The organism is Pseudochrobactrum sp. AO18b, from assembly GCF_000409565.1.
Taxonomy (GTDB): Bacteria; Pseudomonadota; Alphaproteobacteria; order Rhizobiales; family Rhizobiaceae; genus Pseudochrobactrum; species Pseudochrobactrum saccharolyticum.
On sequence record NZ_ANNO01000391.1, the window covers coordinates 1 to 24,452 of the forward strand.

20 protein-coding genes, 1 tRNA gene and 1 pseudogene are annotated in these 24,452 nt (G+C 48.3%); 8 read left to right on the forward strand and 14 right to left on the reverse strand.

Annotation, left to right across the window (positions count from 1 at the left end; translation table 11 throughout):
- Positions 1-79: 79 nt before the first annotated feature.
- On the reverse strand, positions 80-259 hold the full coding sequence (locus A918_RS21860) for a hypothetical protein (RefSeq protein WP_156831455.1): 180 nt from the start codon (positions 257-259) through the stop codon (positions 80-82).
- 206 nt (positions 260-465) lie between these two features.
- Between A918_RS21860 and A918_RS21580 the strand changes: the two are divergent.
- Positions 466-675 (forward strand): annotated as a pseudogene (locus A918_RS21580) (tyrosine-type recombinase/integrase); the annotation flags it as partial.
- A 619-nt stretch (positions 676-1,294) separates the two neighbouring features.
- On the opposite strand, the gene A918_RS0114770 reads toward A918_RS21580, so the two are convergent.
- Together A918_RS0114770 and A918_RS0114775 are read right to left on the reverse strand one after the other, a co-directional pair.
- On the reverse strand, positions 1,295-2,527 hold the full coding sequence (locus A918_RS0114770) for a hypothetical protein (RefSeq protein WP_022711809.1): 1,233 nt from the start codon (positions 2,525-2,527) through the stop codon (positions 1,295-1,297).
- Between the two features lie 451 nt (positions 2,528-2,978).
- Positions 2,979-3,539, reverse strand: a complete 561-nt coding sequence (locus A918_RS0114775; RefSeq protein ID WP_022711810.1) for a recombinase family protein — start codon at positions 3,537-3,539, stop codon at positions 2,979-2,981.
- Positions 3,540-3,767: 228 nt separating this feature from the next.
- Here A918_RS0114775 and A918_RS21380 point away from each other — a divergent pair, with 228 nt between their 5' ends.
- Both A918_RS21380 and A918_RS20615 read left to right on the forward strand, forming a co-directional pair.
- Positions 3,768-4,376: a hypothetical protein gene (locus A918_RS21380; protein WP_022711811.1), complete on the forward strand. Its 609-nt coding sequence runs from the start codon at positions 3,768-3,770 to the stop codon at positions 4,374-4,376.
- 252 nt (positions 4,377-4,628) lie between these two features.
- Positions 4,629-5,591, forward strand: coding sequence for a DUF3102 domain-containing protein (locus A918_RS20615; RefSeq protein ID WP_022711812.1), 963 nt, complete (start codon positions 4,629-4,631; stop codon positions 5,589-5,591).
- 105 nt (positions 5,592-5,696) lie between these two features.
- Here the strand turns inward: A918_RS20615 and A918_RS20620 are convergent, their stop codons facing one another.
- The 4 genes from A918_RS20620 to A918_RS0114805 form a co-directional block, all read right to left on the reverse strand.
- On the reverse strand, positions 5,697-5,945 hold the full coding sequence (locus A918_RS20620; protein ID WP_022711813.1) for a hypothetical protein: 249 nt from the start codon (positions 5,943-5,945) through the stop codon (positions 5,697-5,699).
- Positions 5,946-6,031: 86 nt separating this feature from the next.
- Complete coding sequence (locus tag A918_RS0114795) at positions 6,032-9,457, reverse strand: DEAD/DEAH box helicase family protein (RefSeq protein ID WP_022711814.1); 3,426 nt, start codon at positions 9,455-9,457, stop codon at positions 6,032-6,034.
- 6 nt (positions 9,458-9,463) lie between these two features.
- Positions 9,464-10,564 (reverse strand): restriction endonuclease subunit S, encoded by a 1,101-nt coding sequence (locus tag A918_RS21385; RefSeq protein ID WP_022711815.1) that lies wholly within the window; start codon positions 10,562-10,564, stop codon positions 9,464-9,466.
- Positions 10,561-12,132 carry a class I SAM-dependent DNA methyltransferase gene (locus A918_RS0114805; RefSeq protein WP_022711816.1) on the reverse strand — a complete coding sequence of 524 codons (1,572 nt, stop codon included), beginning with the start codon at positions 12,130-12,132 and terminating at the stop codon, positions 10,561-10,563. The genes A918_RS21385 and A918_RS0114805 overlap by 4 nt, the downstream gene beginning before the upstream one ends.
- A 99-nt stretch (positions 12,133-12,231) precedes the next feature.
- On the opposite strand from A918_RS0114805, the gene A918_RS0114810 reads away from it, so the two are divergent.
- Together A918_RS0114810 and A918_RS0114815 are read left to right on the forward strand one after the other, a co-directional pair.
- On the forward strand, positions 12,232-13,170 hold the full coding sequence (locus tag A918_RS0114810; protein ID WP_028233850.1) for a DUF4357 domain-containing protein: 939 nt from the start codon (positions 12,232-12,234) through the stop codon (positions 13,168-13,170).
- Between the two features lie 156 nt (positions 13,171-13,326).
- Positions 13,327-13,403, forward strand: a tRNA-Arg gene (locus tag A918_RS0114815).
- 103 nt (positions 13,404-13,506) lie between these two features.
- On the opposite strand, the gene A918_RS0114820 is transcribed toward A918_RS0114815, so the two are convergent.
- A complete protein-coding gene (locus A918_RS0114820) occupies positions 13,507-14,229 on the reverse strand; it encodes a hypothetical protein (protein ID WP_022711818.1) in 723 nt (240 codons plus the stop codon).
- 231 nt (positions 14,230-14,460) lie between these two features.
- A complete protein-coding gene (locus A918_RS0114825; protein WP_022711819.1) occupies positions 14,461-15,519 on the reverse strand; it encodes a GNAT family N-acetyltransferase in 1,059 nt (352 codons plus the stop codon).
- Positions 15,520-15,874: 355 nt separating this feature from the next.
- Here A918_RS0114825 and A918_RS21585 point away from each other — a divergent pair, with 355 nt between their 5' ends.
- Both A918_RS21585 and A918_RS0114830 read left to right on the forward strand, forming a co-directional pair.
- Positions 15,875-16,267 (forward strand): GFA family protein, encoded by a 393-nt coding sequence (locus A918_RS21585; RefSeq protein ID WP_084664851.1) that lies wholly within the window; start codon positions 15,875-15,877, stop codon positions 16,265-16,267.
- A gap of 65 nt (positions 16,268-16,332) precedes the next feature.
- On the forward strand, positions 16,333-16,779 hold the full coding sequence (locus tag A918_RS0114830) for a pyridoxamine 5'-phosphate oxidase family protein (protein WP_028233851.1): 447 nt from the start codon (positions 16,333-16,335) through the stop codon (positions 16,777-16,779).
- A gap of 11 nt (positions 16,780-16,790) precedes the next feature.
- Here the strand turns inward: A918_RS0114830 and A918_RS0114835 are convergent, their stop codons facing one another.
- Positions 16,791-17,228 (reverse strand): PACE efflux transporter, encoded by a 438-nt coding sequence (locus tag A918_RS0114835; protein ID WP_022711821.1) that lies wholly within the window; start codon positions 17,226-17,228, stop codon positions 16,791-16,793.
- Positions 17,229-17,563: 335 nt separating this feature from the next.
- Positions 17,564-18,412 carry a mechanosensitive ion channel family protein gene (locus tag A918_RS0114840; protein ID WP_022711822.1) on the reverse strand — a complete coding sequence of 283 codons (849 nt, stop codon included), beginning with the start codon at positions 18,410-18,412 and terminating at the stop codon, positions 17,564-17,566.
- A gap of 247 nt (positions 18,413-18,659) precedes the next feature.
- On the opposite strand from A918_RS0114840, the gene A918_RS0114845 reads away from it, so the two are divergent.
- The gene (locus A918_RS0114845; RefSeq protein ID WP_022711823.1) at positions 18,660-19,856 is read left to right on the forward strand and encodes a winged helix-turn-helix domain-containing protein; all 1,197 of its coding nucleotides are present in this window, start codon (positions 18,660-18,662) and stop codon (positions 19,854-19,856) included.
- Positions 19,857-19,863: 7 nt separating this feature from the next.
- Here the strand turns inward: A918_RS0114845 and A918_RS0114850 are convergent, their stop codons facing one another.
- The 3 genes from A918_RS0114850 to A918_RS20630 form a co-directional block, all read right to left on the reverse strand.
- Entirely contained in the window at positions 19,864-20,775 is a 912-nt protein-coding gene (locus A918_RS0114850) for a hydroxymethylglutaryl-CoA lyase (protein ID WP_022711824.1), read from the reverse strand.
- Between the two features lie 17 nt (positions 20,776-20,792).
- Positions 20,793-22,490 (reverse strand): AMP-binding protein, encoded by a 1,698-nt coding sequence (locus A918_RS0114855; protein ID WP_022711825.1) that lies wholly within the window; start codon positions 22,488-22,490, stop codon positions 20,793-20,795.
- Positions 22,487-24,452: biotin carboxylase N-terminal domain-containing protein (locus tag A918_RS20630; protein ID WP_051139064.1), on the reverse strand; the 1,966-nt coding region annotated here is incomplete at its 5' end. The genes A918_RS0114855 and A918_RS20630, both read right to left, overlap by 4 nt.

A 24,452-nucleotide genomic window follows, 5' to 3' on the forward strand; every position in this document is an offset into this window, starting at 1 on the left:
TTCGTCGGTGAAATTAGCTTTACCCATCGTAAGCTCCTTGCCTCTTTTTTAAGTCACAAGGTGTCTACAAATCTAGGGGCTATTCATTCTCAGCTTTTTTGTCATGAATACAAAAATATTTTCCAATTAAATCATCATTCCACGCTTCATTAAACCGCCAAGAAATTGACTCTAACTCACCTTGTGCACTTTTCGATATACCACGTGGATAAGGGACTCCAGAACGACAAAGAACGTGAAGAGAAATACTATTTTTCATTTTACAATTAACTCCTCGAGTAAAATACTCGATTGATTTTTATATTGTTGGCAGATGCCTAAGCAAGTAACTTTGATGTAGCACTATATTGACCGATACAGGCAAAGCAATAACTGAGAGCCAACCTGACAAATCGCTAATGAACTGACCGATGGAAAATTTGACATTATTATCTTTGAAAGCATTAAATTACATAGGCTTCAGGCACTGCCTTTAAACAATTATATAAGCACATTCTAAATCGCACCGGTATATTTCTTAAGCTTCATGATCTATGTCACAAAGCTGTGAGTCGGCTCTTTGAACTTGGATTAAACAACATAAAAGTTAGCAGCATTTCCGGACATAAGGAGCTATCCATGCTCAAGCGCTACACACATCTGAGTGCTGACAGCCTCGTTTCACGTTTAGAGTAGATCAATCTATCTCGTTCGTTTTCAAACGATCAGAGGATTTAACGAAGTCCTAGAAAAATCCGGATTTATTTTAGGGGATGGTTTCTGGCGCCATAGCAATCCGGAAACGTAACCACCGCTCCTAGATCACAATGCATCTTTCCATTGTGTAAACTTAGAGGTGGAAAAGTAACTCAAAAGCGGGCTTAAGCTTTATAAAGTGGCACGGTTACAGGCCATGACCTTCTTATGTCAAATAAGAAGAATGTTGTCGCTACCTTGTCCGTAAGTTTACAGATTTGCGCATCTTTCCCGTTTTTGAGTGAATTGTTCTAAAGCTTATATGAATGACTTATCCGGATATATACATATTGAGTGGCGAGGCTTATTGAGGCATCCACATGAAGATAAACGAAACAATTTCGTTTTTGCTAAAGATGCTTTTTACAAGTTTTTCTGACTCAATAAAGGGCATCCCACGTGCGAACATGCATTGGTAAAGCCCAGAACAGTGCGCTTTACGAGAATTTAGAGCCAATTGATCCTAATAACTTATATAACGGGCTATTATTCATCATATACACAGATACCCCCTTATATCTATCAACACATTAGCTATGAAAAAAGTCCCGCGCGCCAATTACAGGAAACCTTTATGCACACGTTTGCCTAGGTTTCTTAAAGCTATCAGCACGCGTTCATTCAACTCCCTATAAGCAACGAAGGTTTGAGACGAGCCGGTAGCTACTCTCTTCCGTAATGGCAGCTTCAACCCACTATTATGCATAGCTGTCAAAGTTTGCTTTCGTATAATATTTTGCGTTTCCGCTCTTGCTTGATCCATAGCCTGCAAACCTACGCCACCGCTGCTACGAAACTTAATCATCCGGTATCTGTCACGCGCTACTGTTATAGCTTCACGCCATACAGTTTTATGAACCGCTCTTCCGGAGAAGGTAGGCAAGAAGAACCGAAAATACTTTCCTTGTAAGCTGCTAAAGTTGAATTCTTTCAGCGCATCAAAATGCTGAACACCTAACTTTTGCATTTCAGTCTGATTTAGCGTTACCTCAATTCGTGCACGCCGATCTTTTTCAGTCAACTCTTCATACGTTCCGGCATCTCTATTTTGCGTATCAATTACTTTATCCATAATACGCCAACGCACGTCCGCTTCTTTGGCACCAATTACAACGGTAGCATCTGCATAAGGCGGATGGTCCCAATCCGTTGCTATCAAAAGCTCTCTATTAGCGCCTTCACTAAAGTCAGTATTACCAGCGAGAATTTTTTGATAGCTACCTTTCTTTGTCCCCCATACAGCTCTTGGTCTATCTCTGTGATCAGAAATCATATCCGTCTCAACCAACATGTGATTACTCAAAACACGCACCATTTTAGCGCGTTCCAGATCGCTAGCAGTCTTAGGATAAAAATCGATACTGATCTCCATACCGGCAACGACAGGATCCATATCTAACCCGTATCGAGTTTTGATCTCGCTGAATATCTTCCGAAGTGTTTCAATCTCTGGCTCTTGGAAACGAATATCAAATAAATCATCCGGATCGTTAGGTTGAGTAAGAGAATTCGTTATCTGGACTTTTTTACCAAGGATGTTTTTGATGTCTCGCTGTAACCATCGAAACTGAGTGTTTCGGTTCAGCAAGACTCGAATATCGATCCAGTCAATCACCGCCCGTGTCGTATAATCATTAATATCGATTTGAGGCTTTAAAGCTTTACGGCCGAACAAGCGTTTTTGAGTATTCGTAAGGTCGATAAACTCATAATTTAAATCACCCAATATTTTGTTTGATTTTTTAGTGATTAACGGGATCGTTGGCGCAACAAGTTCCAAATCGTTTCCCATTACTATTCTCCGGCTCTGCATAATTTTCATCGCTTTTATAGAGCAGAGATATTTTTTCAATACACTGAAACAAAACTATATGCGCACCTCACTAAAATCATTTAGAGCGCCGCCAATAAGCAAACTCTTCTGGAGCAACTTATTCAGCGAAACACACCGTCAAGCGCGCCAGTGACTCGATAGGACTCAACCAGAGGCGCTCTCGGTCGCAAGCTTGCCCTTTCTATGCTTGAGGGACACTCTGGAATGAATAGGATGGCTTCAGTCCAACACTTCAAGCGTGTGAATTATGCTGGCGCGCTGGTCGTTTAATATCGTTGGCTCAAACTACACATTGACCGAAAACGCCATAGAGACGCACCTGCACGCACAACCTTCCGGACAGCACCTTTATCAAGCCGCACAAAGGAATGAGCCAGCAAGCCGCTACAAGTCAAATAACAGCATCCTGTTACGCAACATACTTCAGTGCTCGAACAAGCGTGCGCGGATGCAAATTATAGCGCTCGGCTAGTGCATCCACAGAAGCTGAACCATCCTTAAGAGCAATACGGGCATTCCGGAGCTGTGTAGCTGTCATAGCAGGCTTACGCCCGATCCTTTGCCCACGTGCACGGGCGGCTTCCATTCCGGCTTTGGTGCGCTCGCTGATCAATGACCGTTCAAACTCCGCCATAGCAGCAAGCAAATGAAATAACAACCGTCCACCAGACGAGGACGTATCGATGGCTTCACTTAACGAATGGAACTCCACCTCACGCTCGCCCAATTCTGATATCAAACGAACCAGATCAACCAATGACCGACCAAGACGATCTAACCGCCATACAACCAGCATATCTCCGGCTTGTAACGCTTTTAGCGCCTTGCTGAGGCCATCCCGTTCAAATTCAGCACCGGACACGCCCTGATCGGTATAAACCCTAGCACATCCTGCGGCCTTCAATGCGCTGAGCTGCAGATCTAGATTTTGGTCACTGGTTGAAACACGAGCATATCCTATTTTCTTCATCTTACTCATTCCGGATAACTAGCGAGAAATATTCAGCTATTCCGAGATGAAGATACCCATTCCCCTCTTGACGAAAAGGAACCCTTTCGTGCGGCTTGGGTTTATTTGTTGACCGTTTAAGCCTGCCTATAAAAATCAAAGACTTCCGGTCATTAGAAAATAGCTATTCAAGCAGTAGGAGAAGGGTTCCCTTTTGTGCAGCACTTTGCTTGCACATCTGGAGATAAAATGGACGCGCTTCTATTCTCATTCTTTATCGCCGCGGTCATCATAGGTGGTATCGTATGGCTGATGTCGTCCTTCAGCAAAAGCAAAGAAAATTACATTGATCAGCGACTTCAAGGCATAGAGAATTTTTCCGCTGACCTAATTTTCAAGTCCAGCATTTGTGATAACGCAATTGCTCTTGACCGTAACCGTAAGAGAATTGCGGTCGTGTTGAACGCGATCAAAACTATGTCCATGTCCCTCGAACCTATTGTTTATAACTTTGATGAACTAATTGCGGTTGAAGTCATCAAAGATGATATGAGCGTCACTAAAACCAATAGAGGCAGCCAAATAGCTGGTGCTGCCGTGGGCGGCATTTTATTAGGTTCAGCAGGATTATTGCTTGGCGGATTATCCGGCTCTAAACGTCATGAAAGCAAAATCTCAAAACTCTCGTTGAAGCTATACACCAGTGATTTAGCATTTCCTGTTCAGGAAATATATTTTTGGGACAGTGGAAGCAACGGTGTCGATCCAAGTTCTCTGCAGCAGGTAATCGCAGAAATGGATCAATGGTATGGGCGGCTTCGTGTTATCGTAGAGACACCTAAAAGTGACGTTTCATAATATACAGCGTTAGAGGCGACCGTTATTTTGTGTTGTTACGGCTGCTAGCTAAGTTCGAAAATTCAATCACCTTGCACGTATCAAAACCAGTGATTCGCATTTCATAAAGGTGATCGTCAAATTTTCACAACAAATTAATGACCATAACTTGTTGTTTTTATTTAGTTATTAAAAAACCGCAAAAATCCATGCGAAATCCCTGTTTTTCTGTGACAGATGAATAGTCCTTACTGTTAACGAAAGGACATGCACATGCTCACTACCAACCACAGCGAAAAACGAAATGATTTCGCAATTGAAGGCTCGCATAATATTAAAGAGCTGGATGCCATTTTAGTAAATATGGATATTACACCAGCAGTCAAAGCACCGGCACCTGTCACAACGACCCTTTTTGATTACACAAACATCTCCGAAGATGCCGCAAGAAAACAAGCTCAAGATGCTGCCAAGCGTATTCGCGCAAACCTGAAAAAGGCACAAGCATCCTATCTCGAAATTGGTCGTGATTTGCTTAGTATAAAAGCTCAGCTTGCTCATGGTGAATTCAGCAGATGGGTTGAAACCGAATTTGATATGACCATCCGAACTGCTCAGAATATGATGAATGCCGCAGAACTGGCTAACAAGCATGAGGCCATTGTAATTCTACCACCCACTGCCATCTACAAATTGGCAGCGAAGAGCACACCAACTGATCTAACAGAAAAAATTGCCAAACAAGTAAAAAGCGGTGTCGTTCCGACTGTAAAAGACATTGAGCAACAAATCGCCAAAGCGAAAACAAAAACCGCTAAAAAACATAATATTGAGCCACCTAAAATGGATCAAAAGGCAGCAAAAGAGTTAGCTAAAATTATTTCTGACAATTTATTTTCTTCACTTAAACGCCAGATTGAATCTTACGATGGTTTTAAATTGCCTAATTTTGGCGAGCTTTTACAGGCTGAATTCAGTAAAGCTCTAAAATCACCTTCTAATATGAAAGCGGATCGTCGAAATCGAATGCAAGAAATTGCAGGCTTCCTCCCTTCTTTGCGAGAAGCAATTGAAGAAATTAGTGGCGAACAAGAAGAGGCTTTTGAAAATATGCCCCAAGGTTTACAAGACAGTAGCAAAGGTGAAGCAGCGCAAGAAATCATTAGCACCTTGCAATCAGCTGTAGAATTTATTGATGAGGTTGAAGAAAAACTCTCAGAAGCAATCGATTTGTAAGCTGAAATTTCATCGTTTGAATTCATAAAGCCCGCTTTCACAATTGCGGGCTTTATTGCTGATCGATAAAGCATCCGAAAAACGAAACATTTTCGCATTTGATAATCACGTAACCTGTTCGCCATCTATAAATATGTTCCGACTAACTAGAGATGGGGCAGCATCAGTTCCAACGCGCACTAGGTAACCAAGCCTAATCAGGTCAATCATTTCTTGTTCAGTGCGAACCAAAACCTTATTCTTTGCGTGGTGTTTTTCACCACCATGCTCAGGGTTGGCGAGAACAAAACAACCATCTTGAATTATTGGGTATTGTTTGCTTCCGGTCTTAGGATCGAGACGATATACGCGCATTACTCTATTCATTCCTACTTATTAGTATTGCCATTACGTTTGCATGCCTAAAACACAATTAAAGGCATAAAAGCACTGGATTTATTTCAGACAGTTGCGCTCTTATTCAGTCCTGTAATCACATCAACCAGCTTTTTGGTTCTGTCGAAATCAAAGACCTGTTGTGGACCCTCTGGAGCTACATCAATGAACGGACTTTCATAGAGCAGCGCAGGATCCATGGTGCCTTTTTCGGTCAGGTGCTCAATCACCATATCAACGAACTCAATCTGATCCGCTGTAGCACGGCTATCAGACACAAAGCTCGAAAACGCTTCTGCCACAGCTGCACGGTCAAGGCCGACGAGCGAGCGGACAAATGCACCAAAGCCATGTGCGACTTCCGTTGCTTTCTCTAAATGCTTGGCATCAGCGATACCAGCAGAAAGCAGCATGGTTTGCAGCTCTTCAATGTCAATCGGCGTCAGCGGTTTACCATGCCGCAACTTCGCGATAGCAATGTGATCTTCATGCTCTCGAAGAAAGTGCCGCGCTTTGCGTTTGAATCGAGCGAAATCGACCACGCCGATTTCTGGCAGGTCTATCACCGCGCCTAGTCCCAGTTCATCCTCAAAATTGGTATAGACGATCTTGCGCTTACCCTTTTCGATATGTTGAACGAGGCCGCGAAGCCTGAGCCGCACCAACTCAAGCACTGGCACTGTAAGCCCTTCCCACCACGGGTCAGACAGAATGTCGAGGATGAGCGCATGCTGCGCTGCAATAATCGGAATAGCTGTTTGTTCATCCAGAGCTGAAGCGATCTCTATGAGCTGCTTTTTCAACCTGTCAAAACTCTTCGATCCTTTTAAAAGCGCCAGCTCCAGACCGAAAATCAGCAAGTCAAAGCGTTTTGCTTCTTCCGGCTCACCCTTCACCTCACTTGGTAACGGTGCAACTTCATCCAGCAATTCCTCGCGCACCGCGTCAGTCAAATCCTGCCACGCATCTGCGGATTTGTATTTCTCGACGGCGCGACGTTTATTCCGCACAATGAAATTGTCGAGATTCATAGCCGTGACATAGCTGCGCAATGCGTTCAACGCATCGTTGCGGATCGTCTGTTCGTCTAATGGCTTGCCGTCACCAGTGTCATAACCTTCCTGATCCGGCTCAGCCATGCCGGTTACATTCAGTCGCTGTTTTTCATCCAACGCGCGAACGAGATCAAAACGCGCAGCGAACAGCCGTTCATTCAGACTTTTGGCGTTGCGACCATCATCCGTCTGCGGATTCTGCTGGAAAAATTCAAGGTTCTGGCAATAGTCGAAGACACGGAAGAATTCCTTATCCTCATTGGGGCCGAAAAGATCAGGACACAACCGCGTGCCGCGTCCGATAATCTGCCAGAACTTCGTCTTGGAGCGGATCAGTTTGAACAGAACAAGATTGACAACTTCCGGCACGTCGATGCCCGTATCAAGCATATCGACGGAAATAGCGATATGCGGATTGCCATCCTTCTTGGAAAAATCGTCAATCAGACTTTGTGCATATTCAGTCTTGAAGGTGATAACACGGGCGAAATGACCTGCAAGATGCGGATATGCAAGATTGAAGCGTTGTTCAATAAACTCTGCGTGGGCTTGGTTCTTGGCGAAGATAATCGTTTTGCCCAAGCGATCACCACCGGCAACCTTCAACCCCTCGGTCATCACATGCGCCAGCACCTTATCGACCGTGTCAGCATTAAACAGCCACTTGTTAATGGCTTCAGCATTCACACTGTCGGGTAGGGTTGCCTCTTCGTCATCATCCCATTCGAGCATGTCCCACTGCTCTTTTTCATCGTCGGAAAGATCATCGTAGCGAATGCCTTCGCGCTGAAACCGCAAGGGCACGGAGACAGAATGCGGCGGCACGAGATATTCGTCCTCAACCGCCTTGTCGAGCGAGTAGGCATCGGTGGGAACGCCGTCCTCAAGGTCAAACAGACCATAGGTATTGCGGTCGATCTCTTCTTTTGGCGTCGCGGTCAGGCCGACAAGAAGGCTGTCGAAATAATCAAAAATGGCACGATAGCGCTGATAGATCGACCGATGCGCTTCATCGACAATAACAAGATCAAAATGTCCGGGACTAAAGCGGGTCTGCCCTGATTGGCGTTCATTGATCAAGTTCAGCATGGTCGGATAGGTGGAGATGAAAACGCGACCTTCGCCGTTTTTCTCGGTGACCAGATTAACGGGGGAAGCATCCGGCAATTGTTGCTTGAACGCGCGCACTGACTGGTTCACCAATGCCACACGGTCGGCCAGAAACAGCACGCGCTTAACCCAACCGGCACGCATCAGAAGATCAACAAGCGCGATCACTGTTCTGGTTTTGCCAGAACCGGTTGCCATCACCAGCAGAGCTTTGCGCTGTTTATTCGTCTCAAATGTATCAGCAACGCGCGAGATCGCACGGGTCTGGTAGTAACGGCCAGCAATTTGCTTGTTGATAGGCAGTCCGGCAATTGGTTTGCGGCTTGTTCTGCGCTGGATCAGCAGCGCCAACTCATCTTTCTTATAAAAGCCAGAAACAGCACGCTGCGGATACAGGCTGTCGTCCCACATCCAATGTTCATAGCCGTTTGATGTGAAAATGACTGGCCGCTGACCGAATTGCTGTTCCAGACAATCGGCATAAAGCTTGGCCTGCTGTTGACCGGCACGTGGATCGCGTTTGGTGCGCTTGGCTTCGATCAATGCCAGCGGCTTGCCATCGTCACCCCACAGCACATAATCAACAAAACCCTTGCCTTCATTATTCGGCATGCCTTCAACCGCAAATTCGCGGTCGCGTGGACTGTCGAGATTCCAACCGGCCTCTTTCAGCAGCAGATCGATATAGAGATCACGCGTTTCAGCTTCCGAATAATCGTGATGATCCGGTCTTGCCTCATTTTCGCGCTTGGCGACTGCGATTTCAGCACGAAGACGCTGCAACTCGGCATCAAGATCAGCCTTGTCCCGCAGCATGGTTTCAAAGACTTTGTCGCGCGCCTCCATCTCACCCTTCATGCGGGTGAGTTCGGTGAAGGCGCGTTTTACCACATCGGATTTGCGGTTAAGTTGCACGGGATCAAAAGCGAGATCGTCGGCAGGCACGCCTTTGCGCGCATAGGTGCGCGCCAGCCAGAAGCATAGATGAAACAGCTCGCGCACGGCATTGGCAGCTTCATTTGGCTTTGTATCGCGGCTTTCATGAACCGCCTGATTGCCGATCTTGATGATGACGCGCGCTTTGGCAAACACCGCTTCACCGGCAAGGTTGCGAAAGCTCGGCTCGTGGATCAGCGCTGAAATATTGCTCTGATAGGGAAAGTTTAAGCTCGGATCATGTTTAAAAGCCCATTGCACGGCAAGTTCCACCGTGCGCCGGGCATAAAACGCCGCCGCACGCGGATCTCCTTCCGCCAATGTCTCCGCCCGCTTGGCGCTGTCGAAGATTTCAGGAAATTCGGCTGCGAGAAAGGCGAAGTTTGACATGACACCTCAGAGTTGACCAGAGAAAGCGCGATGTTGAAGGGAGGAGAAAAGCATCTGAGCTCCGTCTAGGGATTTTGCTGCGTGGGAAGAAAGCCGAGACACATCCTCTATACGCATCCCATATTCCTCTTGTTGCTGCAATGAGGGAACATTTATTACTAGAGGAGCCAGATCTTGTTTGTTCAACTGAGGAACCGAGCTTCCAGAGGAGATCGATGCCAAGTCCAAGAACCTGAACCATGCAGCAAGAAATATTGAATTCATATGCTTAGCATTCGGTGCGACACCCATGAGATTTGGGTCAAGAATCGCCGACCGGCCCAATGTTCTTTTCTTATTTGTAGCTATAGCTCCGCCTCGTTTGGGAAATACGATCGCGCCTTCTGGAGCGGTGCCGGCGCGGGAGCCAGGCTTCTCTGAAAACGATGCCGCGATTTTCACGCGATCAGTATTTTCAGGACGATTTAAGTCAGAGACCTTTAATAGCAGATATCCGCTATCTTGCCCCTGAAACTCAATGCCTTCAGGCAAAGAGTTGCCAGCGAAGAAATCAGCTACATCGGCAAGTTTAAAGGCTGGCAGTCGCATCGGATTGCTCACCGGATCCCCGAACATCTTCAGAAAGATCGATTGTGTGAGGCTATCGAGCAGAGCTATAGCCTGACGGCGCTTCTGGCGCAGTTGATCGGCCTTATCCAATATCGCCGCAATCCGCTTCTGTTCGTCGATGTGCGGGAGGGGGATCAACACCTCAGTTATCATACCAAGCTTGATATACTTTATTACCCCACCAATACTCTGGTATCGAAGCTTATCTAGGTATTTTTCCATAAAATGATACAGGTAGCGCGTTTCTAAGGCATGTTTGTTTTTCGGATATAAAATATACGTTCGTTGATATGCGTCGAACTTTCCGACGTAATGCTTAACATTTAGATCTCCATTCCCTGCAACTAGAACTGCGTCCATGTCATATGACCAACTGGAAATACGCAATGGTTCGCGTGCGCACGTAAAAAATGGATACTGGCCATCAAAAGAGGCTGCGTTTGCGTCAAGCTTTCCCGTTTGGATTGAAACTAATTCGCCAAGCTTCACAAAACTCATGGCAGCATTGCCTCCAGCTCTTTCAGCCCTTTCGCAATCTCGTCCTCCAGCTTCAGGAGCTCGGCAATAATCTCTTTCGGTGGCTGGTGCTCTGCGGCTTCATGCACCACTTCCTTATAGCGGTTGATCGACAGATCGTAATCAGCGGCGGCGATTTCCTTGGCGCTCACAGTAAAGCTTTGCGCCGTGCGCGGGTTGTCGCGCTCTGTGCCATTGCGCTCAGCCCAGCGAGCAACCACATCCGGCAGGTTGTTTTTTGCATGTTCGTCGTCGCTCAGTGCCTCTTTCGGCACAGGGCCGAATTTTTCCTCCGTCACCAGCATCTGGCGCTTATCGTCAAGGCTCATGCCATCGGCCTGCACATCATAGAACCATACATGATCCGTGCCGCCCGAATTGGTCTTGGTGAAAAAGACGATGGCCGTGGAAACTCCCGCATAGGGCTTGAACACACCGGACGGCAGTTTCACAATCGCATCAAGCTTATGTTTTTCAACCAGCATCTTGCGGATTGCCTTATGCGCCGTGGATGAGCCAAACAGCACGCCATCGGGCACAATTACCGCCGCACGGCCACCGGGCTTCATGAGCTTTAAAAACAGCGCCATGAACAAAAGCTCGGTCTTCTTGGTTTTGACGATTGCCAGCAGATCGCTCGCAGTTGTCTCATAATCGAGCGTGCCAGCAAAAGGCGGGTTGGCGAGGATCAACGAATATTTGTCTTCATCGTCTGTATGACTGGACGAAAGCGAATCCCGATAGCGGATATCGGCTCCCTCAACCCCATGTAGTTGCATATTCATCGAGCCAATGCGCAGCATGGTCTGATCAAAATCATAACCATGGAACATGCCGTCATGGAAGTGCTTGTTGAGCGTAGTATCGCGGAACAGGCCTTTATGATGTTCGCGCAGATATTCGCCAGCGGCCACCAGAAAGCCGCAAGTGCCGCTCGCCGGATCGCAGATAACATCCTGCGGCGTTGGCTTGGTCAGTTCCACCATCAGCTTGATGATGTGACGCGGCGTGCGAAACTGACCGTTCTGACCAGCGGCTGCGATCTTGCCGAGCATATATTCATAAAGATCACCCTTGGTGTCGCGATCTTCCAGCGGAATCTCTGCCAGCATATCGACAACTTTTGAAAGCAGACCGGGTGTTGGGATCGTAAAGCGTGCACCTTTCATATGCTCCGCATGGGCAGTGCCTTTTTCCGCCATGTCGCGCAGAAACGGGAAAACACTTTCTGAGACGATAAAGAACATGCGTGCAGAGTCATTGTTCTTGAAACGAGACCAACGCAGCATGGTATAGGTGATCTCATCAGTAATCTCGCCGGTGTCTTCGTCGCGGATCGTGCGGTAAACGCCTTCGGGGAAGATCATCCGTTCAATCGGGCGCCCTAGCATGTTGGCTTTGTTTTCTCCACGCGTCTGGATGTCATCCAATCCGCGCATAAATAGAAGATAGGTGATCTGCTCAATCACTTCGAGAGGATTGGCAATCCCACCCGCCCAGAAAGCATTCCAGACCTGATCAACTTTTGAGCGAATTTCACCTGTGAGCATGCTTCAATTTCCAACTGCTATTTCGAATCAAGTTTAACACTACGCCATCACGTCATGTTAAAGAAGCTATTCGACTGTGGGGAAGCAGAGTCGAGTGACATGAGTGATACTGAAGCATTCGGGCGCGTGGTTAAAATCTTCATTACGGGGCAAGATCCACGCAGCTTAAGAACAGTTGAGCTGGACAACTGGACTGGTGTTGCCATCACTGGACAGCCTGAATTCTTCAAGAGAGCGCTTGAGGACGAAGTTCTTAGTCGCTCTTGCGTTTATTTGCTGATCAAATCCGGTGCGGATGACGATTTGCCCGAAATATATGTTGGGGAAAGTGATGATTTCTCCCAGCGCTACACGAGTAGCAAGTTTCCTATTGAGTTTGATACATTTCTGATCTTCACGAGCAAAGATGATAATCTAACACGTGCCCATGTAAAATGGTTGGAAGAGAAACTATGGGGCATTTTAAAAGGAAATAATGGCAAAGAGCTTGTTGCGAATTCTAACAAGCCAACCGGCTCAAATTTGCCACGCGCAGATGTCGCAACGATGCAAACGTATCTCGGCAACATGATTTATGTTCTCGAGGCACTTCGCTACGATTTATTTTCAGTTCAAGAGCGTATTGCAACTTCACCAACTCCATCGAAACAGAGTGAAGTATCCGAAACATTATCGCTTGATCTTTATGCAACTCTCCCGAAAAGAACCAATGATCGCGCGTTTTTGCGTTATGAAGATGGCGCTTACACGCTGAAGTCTGGTTCAAAAATAAACACTAAGGCTACCGATAGTTTACCGTCCAATGTAAGGAAACTACGTGAACAATTAATAGCCGACGGCGGCCTTATTCAGCGAGGGGAATATCTAGAGTTATCTCGCGATATTCCATTTTCCAAACCTTCACCTGCTTCTGCGCTAGTTAAAGGAAGAAGTTCAACGGGATATCAAGATTGGATGCGTGTCAGTGATGATTTGCATCTAGGCGCTATTCTTGGAGTCGCAACAAGCGCTAGCGAAGCAAGCGAGCACTCAGAATGAGATTGTCTCATTAAACCTTTGTGCTCCCGACAACTTATAACCCATAATCACTTCCACAACCTTATACAAATAATCTGCCAATAATCCTCTTATACCCCATTGATACGAAAGATCGCTTGGGTTAGAACGGCTTTGCTTTATATCAAAAGCAACTGCGCACCCGTAGCTCAGCTGGATAGAGTGCTGCCCTCCGAAGGCAGAGGTCACAGGTTCGAATCCTGTCGGGTGCGCCATAAAAATCAAGCACGTGAAAAAATACCGTTTAATCCGGCTGCCGCACAGATGAACATCACCTCCGCTTGGCACATGGATTTCCGCCACCTAATCTCTGCATTTTCAGCTGGATGACTCAGGCACAAGTGCAATTTTAAGTCCCTGTCCCTGAAGATAATCAAGCACCGCATAAAGCATAATTAGAACGCCAAATAGCTCCAATGTTTCTTCCATCGTCGAAACAATGAGATAGGACGGGGTGAAAAAGGTTTCATCGGCCAGAACAGCGCCGATCCCTTCGAAAATCAAGGCGCCGGTCACAAAAACAGCACCGGCTACAAAGAACAATATTGTTGTGCGTCGTGGCAGTGTAATCAGCCACCGGATGTAAATCAGAGCAATGATAAGCACGACAAAAACAGCCGGAATGATCCACGAAAAAAGTGCCTGAGTTGTACCGGGAACTACATAACCATCTATCCGCCACAAACCATGCAGATCAGTTGCCTCATCAAGCGACATATAAAAGAATATCACTGCCAACCCCCACCATGCGATTGCAGAGCGTGAGCGTAATCGTTGAACCCATGCGGCCAGCGCCAAGCTACAAGCTGTCACAAATAACTGGATCACGGAAAACCAGGTTGGTATGTTCATTTCCCGGTTGAGGTCGAACATATGGCCAAAGCGGTTAATCGGGTCCATCGCCACCCCACAGGCTTTGGTATACCAGCACACCATAACAACAGAATGAAAAAATATAAGAATGGCAATTGCACTCGCCAATATGAGTGCAATAAAAGACGGCCGGATATTGAAGTACTGATGTTCCTGAGTTTGTTGCATCGTCTTCCCCCGAAAAATGCATCCTCATATATACATTTTACAGCAACAATAGATTTGCTTCAACTGAAGCAATGCAACTGACTTTTACTTCTTCATCTGCCCGTAATTTGGCACGAGTTCTCCCGCTGGCCTATACAGTCATCCTCCGCATTGTCTCATCAGCCCCCATGCCCGTTGCTGGCTCCAATCAGGTGCTTTGACGCATCTTTCGATGCGTCAAAGTTTCAGGTTTTAGCTGGCTTCCGTTTCGCGTTTGCGTCTGAGCAAGGCGTGAAAATCTGGATCACCGCTCAGTGACTGAAGCGCCCAGAATCTTTCAAGCCATTCAGCCTCTCCCTCCCAATCACTCTCGATCAGCAGGCGGATATTCTTAAGCGCATTCTCCCTGTCCCCTGAGAGCGCACGCGCGCCGGCAGCGTGGAAATGACACCAGTTGATCTCCTGACTTGCCTTTTCAAAATGCAAAGCAAGATTCAGACAGGTTTCATCGGTCAGATCACCTATATTTTCAGCAGGAAGGCTGCAACTATAGGCCATATGGTGATCAAGCTCTGTCAGTCCGACAGCTTTACCAATGGCCAGCGATCCTTTGTTCGAAGCATGACTGTGCCATTCGATACCGTGAATGCCCCGTCTGATGCATTCCGCAAGAGTTGCAGAAGACACAGCACGTCCCAGCCCCATACGCCGGAAAGCAGGATCTGTGTCCACACCAATTTCGCAGCGCGTGCCAGAAACACTATCCGTCAGGCAATGGCTTACCATTGCTCCCTGATGTAATGCGCAGAAGCCGACTGCATTTTCAAAGAAGGCGTCCGCAGAACCCCATCCTTCCGCCTTCTCCTCCAGCAACTCAATGTTTTCCGGATTGCGGCTAAAGAGTTCCTGATTAATCGGAACGATTTCAAACTCTGCTGATGGCAGATAAGGTTCCGGCAGCGCATTGCCTGCAACATATCCCATACGGATACGGGGATGCGGCACGACAAACTGATTGCCCCAGATTTTGGTGAAATGCGGAAACCAGCATTCCTCGGCAAACAGATAAGCCCAATCCGGAATGATATCCCTGATATCATTCGCAGTTTGTTGCGAAATATCCGGATTTCCGGCCAGAAAATACCCGTCTCCATTGATGACGATGACAAGCTTAGGGTTTACCGGACTGTCCGCCCAGACTTCCCCGTCGATTGATCCGTCCAGAACGGAAGCGATAGTGACATGAATTGAAGAAAGTTCAGCCAGAATGGCCTGAGCGGCCGGATAGGCCTTTTGCTCTAATTTTTGCATATAAAAGCGATCCTATGGATGCGATGCCATGCATTCGCACCATGAGTGATACCAGTCGGAACTGATAAACTGTTCCGTGTACAGCCGGCTTACGCCCGCCGGCATCCGGCGAAAAAGTAACTGTCATCCTGATACCCCGCTTTTATCTCAAACATACTGCAATCACGTTGCAGAACAATCAGATATGGCTGGCAGAAGGGAAGCACAAGAGATATTTGCGCTCCACTTTGAGACCTCTTCAAGTCTCGACAAATACCTGACAAAAACCCACAATCACACCTCTCAGCCCCTCTGTTCTTGCTTTTTGCAGAGCTTAAACGGAATAATGACTTGCCTATCTCAAAGGAGAAAAACCATGGAGACGTTTACAGGCGGGTGTCTTTGCGGAAATCTGCGGTTTTCCGCTACGGGAAAGCCCTATCGGGTTGGTATTTGCCACTGCCTTGATTGTCGCAAACATCACGGCGCTCTTTTCCATGCATCAGCAATATTCCCACAGGAGGCCGTCACGATCAGCGGTGATACCCGCAGCTATGCGGAGCGCTATTTTTGCCCGCAATGCGGCTCAACGGTCTTCGGGCGATCGGATGACGAAATTGAAATAAATCTGGGCTCACTTGATGAGCCGAACCAATTCATACCAACCTATGAATTATGGACTATTCGCCGTGAAGCATGGCTTCCGCCCTTCCCGCTTCAGAGGAAATATGAGCGAAACCGCACTTCCACGCGCCGTCAGGAGGAATAAAATCTGAGCCGTAAACTTCCGGATGTGCTATATTGAATTATACCCGCACATTCACGGAGGTCACGATGTTAATCCATGACATGCCCCGTCCGGAAGTTGAGGAAATGCTGCGCCATGTAGGCATCGGCTATCTGGCCTGTTCGGTTGAAGACAAGCCCTATGTAGTGCCGCTCCGTTTCATACATAGCAACGGTTATCTCTATTCCCTGACTTCCGAGGGGAAGAAAATGGAGCTCATGAGAGCCAACCGCAATGTATGCGTCAGCTTCTCAGATGTTCATGGCTCCAATAACTGGCGCTGTCTGGTTATTTCCGGTCATTTTGAGGAAATACCCAAATCCCTGAGCAAAGACAGCCTGTATTATCACGCACATGAACTGCTGGCAGCCGGTGCGAACTGGTGGGAACCCGCTTATGTCAAAACCATTTTGCGGGGTGAGGAACGGCCGTTAGAACCTTTATATTTCAGAATATCGGTTCTTGAAACGACCGGTCATCAAGCCCAGCCCTGAGAATGGCTGAATTATTCAGCGGCAACCATTGCCTGCGGCAGCGTAAAGATCATGTCAAAAATATACGTAAAAACAAATGTATAAATCAGGAAGAACAGCAAAAGCACTGCTTCCATCTGAAAGGCTTTCCAGAAGCCGACAGAATACCAGACCATATAAATCGGAATGATAATCACGAACAGGCCGAACTCAAATATGAAAGCATGGGCAATACGTACCCAGACACTGCGTCCGGTTGACTGACGGCGTGCCTCCCATTTCTCAAACATGAGATTAAATGTGTAATTCCACGTCACAGCGATGAGAGAAACGGCAACAGCAACCGGCAGAGAGCCCTGCGCATCACCGCCGCTCAAAAACATCAGCAGCAAAGTTGAAGCGGCAATCGCAATAAGTTCAAAAGTACCGACATAGACAATACGCCGCTTAAGCGGTTTAAGCACGAACATAGACAGCTCCTGAGCAGAATATGTCGCATTCACTGCGCCCACTCTGCTCGTTCTGGATTCTCGGATGCGCATGCCACAAAGCGTTAAATGTATCCGTTTAACGGGGACACATCCTGAAAATCTGACTTGTGAGCCGGCACGCCCCGGCACTCATAAAAACGGGAAAAAATCAGCAGATCGCGGTTTTCCATCTGCGAAATTCAGAAATAAGAGCCTCAACCGGATATGTCAACAGATGAGCCGCCACTAATTAGAACGAGCTAAATTGAATAGAGTAATGTGCGGACAAAATTTTGATCGCCCGCACATCCTTCAAACACGTATAAACAACAAAATTAACTCGTCACCTCGGAACGATGATAAGTGACCTGCGGATAAGGAATGTTAATGCCCTCATCACTGAATGCGGATTTTACCCGTTCCGTTGTCGTATTGCTGACCGTGAAATAATTCGGCGCTTCAATCCAGTAACGACAACTGATAACCACAGAACTGTCTGCCAGCTGGGAGACAAAATAAATCGGCTCCGGTGTTTTCAGCACGCCTTTTTGTTCGGAAATAATGGTTTTGAGAATAGTGAAGGCTTTTTGCACATCATCCTCATAACCAATCCCGACTTTAAAATCATGCATACGGGCTTTATGGCGGGTGAAATTAGTAACCGGCGTATTCCAGAGAACCGAATTGGGTGCCATAACGAACAACCCGTCATAGGTTTTCAGCTCTGTCGAAAACAGTCCGATTTCCTGAACAGTACCGGCAATCGCGCCCGCATTAATATATTCACCGACTTTGAAAGGGCGCAAAACCAGCAGCATAATACCGGCAGCAATATTCTGTAATGTGCCTTGCAATGCCAGACCGATAGCCAGGCCAACCGCACCCAATGCAGCGAGAATTGAAGCAGTCTGGATACCGAACTGCCCCAGCACCATCACCAGAACGACAACCAGAATGCCATAGCGAACAGATGCGCTGAAAAACACAACGAGCGTCTGGTCGAAGCCTTTGAATTTGGAAAGGGATTGCCGCGTCCAACGCTGCAAAATCCCTGCGATAATCCAGCCAACACTGAGAATGATAATCGCGCCGATTGTTGAAAGCGAGTAACTTAAAACGAGATTGGAAATCTGGATGGCAAGGGCATTGGTATTTTGAATAAATTCAGCTGTCTGTTCCTGCATGTGTCATCTTCAGTTTAATGTTTGATAGCAGCGAAAATGGTGAAATAGCTCTTTATCCGTCAATAATTTAATGCACCAGAGGTTTAAGACAAGAGAATATCGCGGAAATCACTGCGAGTACGGGCACATAATTTGTTTCAGCCTGAAATTCTGAAATGCTGAATATATTTCGCGGAAAAAGACATCATGGAATAACTGCACATGTCATGTTAAAAATTGCAAATATCTTCCGTGAACAGGATCACCAATGCCTGACGCATTATTAAACAACCGTGATGCGCGCCGTCTTTTTCTTCACCGGCATCAGCTTTTATGTCGAGAAACCGGATCAGGCAAAGGTGCAGATCTGTCCGGTGTTTTAACTGATCTCGGCTTTGTGCAGGTCGACAGTGTGAATACACTTGCGCGGGCGCATGATTTTATTCTGTGGTCGCGCCGCAGTCGCTATCAGCCCGAAGCGCTCAACAAGCTGATTGCCTCTGAGCGCAATGCATTTGAACATTGGACCCATGATGCTGCAATCATTCCCATGCAGTTTTTCCCGATGTGGCGCTTGAAATTTGCCCGTGACGAAGCCCGTATGAAGCAAAGATGGTCAAGCTGGCGACGGGACGGCTGGGCTTCGCAGTTTGAAGAAATATTGAGCCATGTCGAAAAGCACGGGCCAACCACCTCCTCCGATGTCCGTGGCGACACACCTGCCTCATCCGGTGGCTGGTGGAACTGGCATCCTTCAAAAACCGCTTTGGAATTTTTGTGGCGCTCAGGGCGGCTGGCAATCAGCCACCGCGAAGGTTTTCGCAAGTTTTACGATCTGACGGAGCGGGTCATACCGGAACCGTTTCAACGCTCGCAAATGCATGAAGCTGAGATAATTGACTGGGCAATGTCCGCATCAATGGATCGTCTGGGCTTTGCAACGCATGGTGAACTTGCTGCATTCTTTGACATTGCAACACGCGAAGAGGCAAAACAATGGTGCATTGAAGCCAAAGCTGCAGGTCGTCTCGTCGAGCTTGATGTTGAAATGGCTGACGGTTCTCTGCGGCGTTGCTACTCCACACAAGCACTCCTGAATTCCGTGTCTGACTTGCCGGAACCGTCATCACGTGTGCGGGTTTTATCACCTTTTGACCCTGCCCTGCGTGATCGGGCACGGGCTGAAAAATTATTCGGGTTCTATTATCGTATCGAAATATTTGTACCGGCACCGAAACGCCAATATGGCTATTATGTATTTCCGGTTATGCAGGGTGACAGGCTTATTGGCCGTATTGATGCGAAGCGGGAGGATAAAAAGCTCGTCATTACTGCATTTTGGCCGGAACAAAACATCAAAATGGGTAAAAACCGCATTGCAGCCTTACAGACCGAACTGGAACGCATCGCATCATTTCTGAAGCTCACAGAACTATCTTACCTGCCGGACTGGTTGCGGAATTAGCACTGCATCACGCCGCTCCTGCAGAAGATTGACGGCTGATTGCCTGTGCAACCCGTGAGGATGGCGAGCGGCCAAGCTGAGCGCTGATCCAAACGGCGCAATCCACCAGTTGTTTCAGGTCGATACCGGTTTCCACACCCGTCCGGTTAAACAACCAAACCAGATCTTCTGTCGCGACATTGCCCGTAGCGCCCGCCGCATAGGGGCAGCCGCCCAGCCCTGCGACCGAGGCATCGAAAGTTCTTACGCCCAAGGCATAGGCCGCCACGACATTAGCCACGCCCATGCCATAAGTGTCGTGAAAATGTCCGGCAAGCACGGTAACTGGAACCTGCGCACCGACACTTTCGATCAGCCGCTTAACACCATCCGGCACGCCGACACCTATCGTGTCGCCCAGACTGATTTCATAACAGCCCATATCGATCATTTCTTTGGAGATGCGCGCGACCACTTGCGGGTCAATATCCCCCTCATAGGGACAGCCCAGCACACAGGAGACATAGCCGCGTATTTTTAGTCCCATTTTCAGAGCCTGTTCTGTTACCGGCGCGAAACGTTCCAGCGATTGCGCGATACTGGCATTGATGTTTTTCCGGCTAAAAGACTCCGAAGCTGCAGCAAAAACGGCAACCTCCTTTGCGCCTGCAGCCACAGCTGCCTCAAAGCCTTGCAGATTAGGCGTGAGCACCGAATAGGAAACATCGGCATGGGTTTTCAGTCCGCTCATAACCGCCGCCTGATCCGCCATTTGCGGTATCCATTTCGGAGATACGAAAGCTGTCACCTCAATATTGCGCAAGCCTGCCGCAACGAGACGCTCGATCAATTCAAGCTTGATACCTGTATCAATGATCTGCTTCTCATTTTGCAGACCATCGCGCGGACCGACCTCAACAATTCTGACACGCTCTCCCATTGTGATCTCCCGTCAGCTTACGCTGTTCTGCTTTCCTCGAGTCCCAATTCTTGCATCATCCGCTCGCGGATAATGTATTTTTGTATCTTACCTGTCACCGTCATCGGAAACTGATCAACGAATTTAACATGATGCGGGATTTTATAATGCGCGATCTGCCCCTCGCAGAAGGTGCGGATGTCCTCTGCCGTCAGTTCGGTATCTGCACGCAAAATAATCCATGCGCAAACCACTTCACCATATTTATGATCGGGAACACCCACAATCTGAACATCCCTGATTGCAGGATGGCGAAACAGAAATTCCTCAACCTCACGGGGATAAATATTCTCGCCGCCACGGATAATAATATCCTTTATCCGCCCGACAATATTGCAATAGCCCTCATCATCAATGGTTGCGAGGTCGCCACTATGCATCCAGCCACCCTGATCCACGGCCTCATCAGTCTGGCGCTGATCGTCCCAATAGCTATGCATAACCAGATAACCGCGCGTACAGAGTTCTCCCGATACTCCTCGCGGCACAATCGTTCCGCCGCTATCAATGATCTTCACTTCGCAATGCGGCTGAACCCTGCCAGTCGTTGAAACACGGCGCTCAAGACTGTCATCCACACTGCTTTGAAACGACACCGGCGATGTCTCCGTCATGCCATAGGCGATTGTGATCTGCTTCATATGCAGATGCTCGATTACCCGCTTCATCACCTCAACCGGACATGGACTGCCCGCCATGATACCGGTGCGCAGGCTTGAAACATCGAATTTTGCAAAGTCAGGATGATCGAGGATGCTGATGAACATGGTCGGCACACCATATAATGCGCAGCAATGCTCATTCTGCACGGCCTTCAGCACGGCTAAAGGTTCAAAAGACTCCGCCGGATAGACAATCGCCGCGCCATGTGTGAGGCATCCGAGATTACCCATCACCATCCCGAAACAATGATAGAGCGGCACGGGAATGCACAGCCTGTCACGGCTTTTTAAGCGGATTGCATCGCCGACAAACCGTCCATTATTGAGAATATTGCGATGTGTGAGTGTCGCCCCTTTCGGCGAGCCGGTTGTGCCTGAGGTAAACTGAATATTGATGGGGTCATGCGCATTCAGCCCCACACCAATCTGCTGCAATGTGCCCAGCTCGACCATTTCCGGCGCAACAAGCAGATCGTCGAAATTAATCATGCCGGATGTTTTGTTTGTGTCGAGGCGTATAACCCATCGCAATTGCGGGAAACGCTCAATCCGCAGATTATACGGGTCTGAAACAGGGATTTCCGGTGCCAACTCGCAGAGCATCGCGATATAATCGCTGCTTTTAAAACGAGGGGACAGGATAATCGCACTGCATGCCACCTTGCTGAGTGCAAAAGCAAGCTCGGTCAGACGATAAGCCGGATTGATATTGACGAGGATCAGACCCGCTTTTGCCGTGGCAAATTGCGTTAAAACCCATTCGGCATTATTGGGTGACAGGATCGCAACCCGATCGCCTTTTGTCAGGCCAAGGCGCAACAAGCCGCAGGCCAGAGCATCCACTTGTTGACGGAGTTCGGCATAGGTCAGCCGTATATTCTGATGCACTGAGATCAGGGCATCAACATCCGGATATCGCAAACAGGTTTCATCGAAAAACTGGCCGATTGTGGCTTCTATCAGCGGATATTCCGTCGCGCCTTTCACCAAGCTCAGTTTTTCTGTCACTTTCATTCCTCCTTTGAGGTCAGCGCAAGCTGCTCCTTTGCCTCTCCGTCTGCTAGCTCAAAATCCGCCAGTTCTGTGCCTTCATTGACCTGATCGCCCACAGTGCAGCGAAAGGTTTTCACATAGCCCGCACTCGGTGCGGTTATTTTGAATTCCATTTTCATGGCCTCAACGATCAGAAGCGGCGTGCCTTTTGCAACCTGCTGCCCCTGCTCCACCAGCAAGGCGGTAATACTGCCGGGCATGGGCGCCACGAGCCCGTCATGGGCAGTTGTATGTTCCGACGACACATCCAGCGGATCCAACCATTCCGGCTTCCATCCTTGTCCGCCTGTAAAAAGGTGGATGAAATTGCCTGATCTGACTACCGTGAATGTTTTACGCAGCCCGTCAATCTCGGCAGTGATCCGTTTATCTTTGTCTTGGAGGCCGGAGGCAACAACATCAAGCGAGCCTGTCTGCAACCGGTATTCCGTGCCCAGATAGGTCACAGCGACAGTGTGTGTTACCGCACCATAGCGGAAATTCAGATCACGTTTGACCTGCGTATTGAGCCGGAAACCGTCGCGCCGTTGTAAGAAAGAAGTGAGCGGAGCCGCATCGGCCTCATGCAGCAATTGCGCCAGCGTCGCCAACAGAAACACTTCAGCGGGTGGTTCCTGCGCTTCTGGAAAGAGCGCTGCAGTCTCACGCTCAATCAATCCCGTATCAAGATCAGCCTGCACAAAAGAACGGCAAGTCACGAGACGCGACAGAAACTCAATATTGCTGGTAATGCCCGCAACCTGCATATCGGCCAGTGCACGTTCCATGCGGCGCAGGGCTTTGTCTCGCGTTTCATCCCAGACAATCAGCTTGGCGATCATCGGATCATAAAACCGGCTGATCGCATCCCCCTCCTCAACACCCGCATCAACCCGCACATGAGCACTTTCCTCAGGCCTATGAAAATGCACAAGCTTGCCCGTTGACGGCAGAAATCCGGCTGACGGATCTTCCGCATAGATACGCGCCTCTATGGCATGACCGGAGTGAGACAAATCTTGCTGCGTAACGGGCAATTTTTCACCATTTGCAACGCGCAACTGCCACTCCACAAGATCAAGACCGGTTATCATTTCCGTCACCGGATGTTCCACCTGAAGACGGGTATTCATCTCCATGAAATAAAACTGGCCGTCAGGCGCAACGATAAATTCAACCGTTCCCGCACCCGTATAATGCACTGCACGTGCGGCCTCTGTGGCAACTTCGCCCATGATGCGGCGTTGCTGTGCAGAAAAATGCGGTGCCGGTGCTTCCTCAACGATCTTCTGGTGTCTGCGCTGCACCGAGCAATCCCGCTCAAACAGCGAAACATAATTGCCGTGACTGTCGCCAAATATCTGAATTTCAACATGGCGCGGACGGGTAATATAGTGCTCGATCAGCACATGATCGTCGCCGAAAGCCGACTGCGCCTCACGCTGACAGGCAAACAGGTTTTGCGTAAATTCCTCAGGCCTTTCAACAAGCCGCATGCCTTTGCCGCCACCGCCTGCCGATGCTTTGATGAGGACAGGATAGCCGATTGCATCGGCCTCCCGCTGTAGCTTTTCAGGCGTCTGATCTTCCCCGTGATAACCGGGGATCAGCGGAATGCCCGCTGCACCCATCAGCCTTTTCGCCTGTGACTTCAAACCCATGACCCGAATGGCTTCAACCGGCGGACCAATAAAGACAATTCCGGCCTGCGCACAGGCAAGGCAAAAAGCTTCATTTTCCGAAAGAAAGCCATAGCCGGGGTGAATGGCCTGTGCGCCGGTGGCTTGCGCCGCAGCGATATTTTTTTCGCTGTTAAGATAAGATTCCTGAGGCGGCGCAGCCCCGATATAAACGGCCTCATCCGCCAGCCGCACATGCCGCGCCTGCGCATCAGCATCTGAAAAAACGGCAACCGTGCGGATGCCCATACGGCGGGCGGGTTTG

Excerpts from the sequence above, each read along its gene's own strand:
- A918_RS21860 (WP_156831455.1), bottom strand. The coding sequence starts at position 259 with ATGAAAAATAGTATTTCTCTTCACGTTCTTTGTCGTTCTGGAGTCCCT.
- A918_RS0114770 (WP_022711809.1), bottom strand. The coding sequence starts at position 2,527 with ATGGGAAACGATTTGGAACTTGTTGCGCCAACGATCCCGTTAATCACT.
- A918_RS0114775 (WP_022711810.1), bottom strand. The coding sequence starts at position 3,539 with ATGAAGAAAATAGGATATGCTCGTGTTTCAACCAGTGACCAAAATCTA.
- A918_RS21380 (WP_022711811.1), top strand. The coding sequence starts at position 3,768 with ATGGACGCGCTTCTATTCTCATTCTTTATCGCCGCGGTCATCATAGGT.
- A918_RS20615 (WP_022711812.1), top strand. The coding sequence starts at position 4,629 with ATGCTCACTACCAACCACAGCGAAAAACGAAATGATTTCGCAATTGAA.
- A918_RS20620 (WP_022711813.1), bottom strand. The coding sequence starts at position 5,945 with ATGCGCGTATATCGTCTCGATCCTAAGACCGGAAGCAAACAATACCCA.
- A918_RS0114795 (WP_022711814.1), bottom strand. The coding sequence starts at position 9,457 with ATGTCAAACTTCGCCTTTCTCGCAGCCGAATTTCCTGAAATCTTCGAC.
- A918_RS21385 (WP_022711815.1), bottom strand. The coding sequence starts at position 10,564 with ATGAGTTTTGTGAAGCTTGGCGAATTAGTTTCAATCCAAACGGGAAAG.
- A918_RS0114805 (WP_022711816.1), bottom strand. The coding sequence starts at position 12,132 with ATGCTCACAGGTGAAATTCGCTCAAAAGTTGATCAGGTCTGGAATGCT.
- A918_RS0114810 (WP_028233850.1), top strand. The coding sequence starts at position 12,232 with ATGAGTGATACTGAAGCATTCGGGCGCGTGGTTAAAATCTTCATTACG.
- A918_RS0114820 (WP_022711818.1), bottom strand. The coding sequence starts at position 14,229 with ATGCAACAAACTCAGGAACATCAGTACTTCAATATCCGGCCGTCTTTT.
- A918_RS0114825 (WP_022711819.1), bottom strand. The coding sequence starts at position 15,519 with ATGCAAAAATTAGAGCAAAAGGCCTATCCGGCCGCTCAGGCCATTCTG.
- A918_RS21585 (WP_084664851.1), top strand. The coding sequence starts at position 15,875 with ATGGAGACGTTTACAGGCGGGTGTCTTTGCGGAAATCTGCGGTTTTCC.
- A918_RS0114830 (WP_028233851.1), top strand. The coding sequence starts at position 16,333 with ATGTTAATCCATGACATGCCCCGTCCGGAAGTTGAGGAAATGCTGCGC.
- A918_RS0114835 (WP_022711821.1), bottom strand. The coding sequence starts at position 17,228 with ATGTTCGTGCTTAAACCGCTTAAGCGGCGTATTGTCTATGTCGGTACT.
- A918_RS0114840 (WP_022711822.1), bottom strand. The coding sequence starts at position 18,412 with ATGCAGGAACAGACAGCTGAATTTATTCAAAATACCAATGCCCTTGCC.
- A918_RS0114845 (WP_022711823.1), top strand. The coding sequence starts at position 18,660 with ATGCCTGACGCATTATTAAACAACCGTGATGCGCGCCGTCTTTTTCTT.
- A918_RS0114850 (WP_022711824.1), bottom strand. The coding sequence starts at position 20,775 with ATGGGAGAGCGTGTCAGAATTGTTGAGGTCGGTCCGCGCGATGGTCTG.
- A918_RS0114855 (WP_022711825.1), bottom strand. The coding sequence starts at position 22,490 with ATGAAAGTGACAGAAAAACTGAGCTTGGTGAAAGGCGCGACGGAATAT.